The organism is Mesorhizobium sp. M4A.F.Ca.ET.020.02.1.1, assembly GCF_004022645.1.
Classification (GTDB): Bacteria; Pseudomonadota; Alphaproteobacteria; order Rhizobiales; family Rhizobiaceae; genus Mesorhizobium.
Window position 1 is genome coordinate 1 of sequence record NZ_RZOI01000740.1, and the last position, 2,917, is coordinate 2,917.

Here is a 2,917-nt window from a genome sequence, read left to right on the forward strand (position 1 = left end):
CCGCGATCATGGCCGATCTCGCGGTCGCGCCGCTGCCCAAATCCTTCCTCGGCAACGAGATGGTCGAGCTCGGGCCGAAGGACGGCATGCCCGACATTGGCACCTACAATCTCGCCATGGTGGTGGCGCCCGACGCCAGCGCGCCGGTGAAGGCGGTTGCCGACCACATCCGCGCGACTTTCGAGCTGTTCCGGGAAACCGGAAAGTTCTGATGAGCCTTGCTGTCAGTCGCGTTTCGGTGCTCAGCGATCTTGTCACGTGCGGAAAGCCGATTGATGTTCTGGCTGCAACGATGAGTGACTTGGGTTGGTCCGAGACGCCGATGGTTGTCCTGACCACTGACCATATTTTGAGCGTGCTCCGACGGTTCCAGTCAGGAGAACTCACTGCTGCGGACGTGGAGGCGTGGGCGGACCTGATCGAATGCAGGGAAGATATCGACTACCAGCCAGATCGACATGAAGACATACTGGAAGCGATCTATGTGTTGGCCAATCCGGTCTTGAATGGCCCACTTGATGAAGCCCTGACGGACCAAGTGATCGCCTCGCTCTCTGCTTGACGAGTGGTTTTATCACTGCTGAGAAAAGCGACGATGCTGTTGCGCGCGCGCCGCGTCTCCGGCATCTCGATCAGCGGCCAGACGTGGAACATGCCTTCTTCGTAGACGACCTCCACCTCGACACCGGCGGCGCGCGCTTTCTCGGCGAAGATCAGGTTGTCGGGGCTGAGCAGGTCGTGCGAGCCGGTCAGAAGAAGCGTCTTCGGCAGTACCGAAAGGTCGCCATAGAGCGGGCTGATGTGCCAGTCGGCGCGATCGATGCCGGCGCTGTAGAGCCGGATCGCCTCCAGCCCGCCGGCGATGCCAAGCCACGGATCGTTACGCTCGGCCTCGAACACTTCGGGGTTGGAGAGCGACATGTCGAGCCCGGGCGAAATCAGGACGTGGCGTGCCGGCAGCGGCAGGCCGTCCTCGGCCGCCATCATGGTCAGTACCACGGCCATGTTGCCGCCGGCGGAATCGCCCATAAAGGCGATGTTTTCGGCGCCGGTCTCGCCGAGCATCTGCCGGTAGACCTCGCCGACCATGCCGAACATGTCATGGAAATCGTGCTCGGGCGCGATCGGATAGATCGGCACCGTGATACCATAGCCCAGCCGCTCGGCCATCTCGACGATCAGCCCCCAATGATAGGAGGTGATCTGGAAGACATAGGCGCCGCCATGCAGATAGAGGATCCGCTTTCGCTCGCCGGCCCTCGGCGCGATCTCGTAGACGGGAAATCCGTTGACGCGGCGCTCGGCAATGTCGAGGCGATGACGCAGCGATGCCGGCGGATGATGGTCCTCGGTCTTGCGGGCGTAAGAAATCCAGCGCTGCAGGTTTTCCGGACTGGAAAAAGCCTTCTTGCGGCTATGCCTGAGGACAAAGGAAACGACGTGGCTTTTGAAACTGGGCATGCCGACACACGGACTTCGGCCGGAGCCGACTAAGAGAATTTCCCCTCTGTTCGGAAGATCGTACCTTGCCCGCAAATGTCAAGATTTGCGCTCGACACAACACGCTTGTGTGATCCGGCGACTGCCAGGTTCAGGGCCGCGGCAGCAACGCCACGCGCAACTTGTTGTCACCGGCAGCCGGAGCCGTGCCACGACCCCGGCGCTTGGCCAGCAGCTTGTATTTGTCGGCGAAGGTCATCAGCGCGCCGATCCCAGAAGCAGCTGCGCGAGCACGGCCTGCGGATCATTCGGCGGTGACGCCGGCCAGCCAATGTCCTTCTGGATGTCGAGGGGCAGGCTGTTCAGCGCCCGGATAGACTTGCTCCTGTTGTGCGCATGCTTGATGGCCACCCCATAGCGGCCGAGGCTTTCGAACATCGACATGGTGTTTTCCTCCGGAAGCGGCGGCGGGAAGACATTTCCGGCCTGCCGTTCGATGGGTGCCTAAATGCGCCTTGCGCGTTTCCAGCGGATTTCACGAAAACAGCATTTCGGTTTCCGGATCGGGCGATCCGGAAACATTTGCATGCAAATGAAAATGGAAAAGTCTGAAGATCGGCGAGAGGCCGCTAGCCTCGGCCGCGCCTTGCCGCATGACCCTCGCGCGAACGGCGGCGTGGCGCCGCGTCGCCGGCTATGCCGTCCTCGCTGACTGTCTTCCTGGGCGGCAGTTTGACCGCCGCCGACAGCTTCGGGAACGGGTCGATCTTGTTCGGCAGGGCCATGGCGTAGACGAAGTGCTCCTGGAATTTCGGCTCCAGCGCGGTCTCGATCTTCTCGATCCGGCTTACCGTCTCCTCGATCTCGCGGCGGTAGCCGCGATTGAGCAGCGCCATGCGGGCGCCGGCGCCGGCCGCGTTACCGACGGCCGAGACCTTGTCGAGGTCGCAGTCGGGGATCAGGCCGAGCACCATGGCGTATTTGGGATCGATGAAGGAGCCGAAAGCGCCGGCGAAATGGATGCGGTCGACATGCTCGGTGTGCTGCTTTTCCATCAGCAGCTTAGTGCCGGCGTAGAGCGCCGCCTTAGCGAGCTGGATGGCGCGTACGTCGTTCTGGGTGATGGTGATTCGGGGCTCGCCATCCTTCAGGACATAGGAGAAGGTGCGGCCGTTGGCGATGATGCGCGGCGAGCGCGCGGAGAGCGACCCGTCGACGACGCCATCTTCCGAGATGATGCCGGCGAGATACATCTCCGCCACCACCTCGATGATGCCGGAGCCGCAGATGCCCGTGACGCCGGTCGATTGCACGCTTTCGGCGAAGCCCGGCTGATCGGACCATAGTTCCGAGCCGATGACGCGGTATTTCGGCTCCAGCGTCTCGGCATCGATGCGCACGCGCTCGATGGCGCCCGGTGCTGCCCGCTGGCCGCCGGAAATCTCCGCGCCCTCGAAGGCCGGGCCGGTGGGCGAAG

At 62.7% G+C, this 2,917-nt stretch carries 4 protein-coding genes and 1 pseudogene; 2 read left to right on the forward strand and 3 right to left on the reverse strand.

Going from position 1 to position 2,917, the window contains the following annotated elements; all coding sequences use genetic code 11:
* Both EN742_RS30290 and EN742_RS30295 read left to right on the forward strand, forming a co-directional pair.
* A pseudogene (locus EN742_RS30290) lies at nucleotides 1-212 on the forward strand (LysR family transcriptional regulator); the annotation flags it as partial.
* Nucleotides 212-562 (forward strand): hypothetical protein, encoded by a 351-nt coding sequence (locus EN742_RS30295; protein ID WP_126054089.1) that lies wholly within the window; start codon nucleotides 212-214, stop codon nucleotides 560-562. The pseudogene EN742_RS30290 and the gene EN742_RS30295, both read left to right, overlap by 1 nt.
* Here EN742_RS30295 and EN742_RS30300 read toward each other — a convergent pair.
* The 3 genes from EN742_RS30300 to EN742_RS30310 all read right to left on the reverse strand — a co-directional run.
* Complete coding sequence (locus EN742_RS30300; RefSeq protein ID WP_126054090.1) at nucleotides 481-1,461, reverse strand: alpha/beta hydrolase; 981 nt, start codon at nucleotides 1,459-1,461, stop codon at nucleotides 481-483. The genes EN742_RS30295 and EN742_RS30300 overlap by 82 nt on opposite strands.
* Nucleotides 1,462-1,698: 237 nt before the next feature.
* A complete protein-coding gene (locus EN742_RS30305) occupies nucleotides 1,699-1,884 on the reverse strand; it encodes a hypothetical protein (RefSeq protein ID WP_126054091.1) in 186 nt (61 codons plus the stop codon).
* A gap of 185 nt (nucleotides 1,885-2,069) precedes the next feature.
* Nucleotides 2,070-2,917: ASKHA domain-containing protein (locus EN742_RS30310; RefSeq protein WP_128333627.1), on the reverse strand; the 848-nt coding region annotated here is incomplete at its 5' end.

What these genes read in the sequence shown, in the direction of transcription:
- EN742_RS30295 (WP_126054089.1), top strand. Translation starts at nt 212, where the DNA reads ATGAGCCTTGCTGTCAGTCGCGTTTCGGTGCTCAGCGATCTTGTCACG.
- EN742_RS30300 (WP_126054090.1), bottom strand. Translation starts at nt 1,461, where the DNA reads ATGCCCAGTTTCAAAAGCCACGTCGTTTCCTTTGTCCTCAGGCATAGC.
- EN742_RS30305 (WP_126054091.1), bottom strand. Translation starts at nt 1,884, where the DNA reads ATGTCGATGTTCGAAAGCCTCGGCCGCTATGGGGTGGCCATCAAGCAT.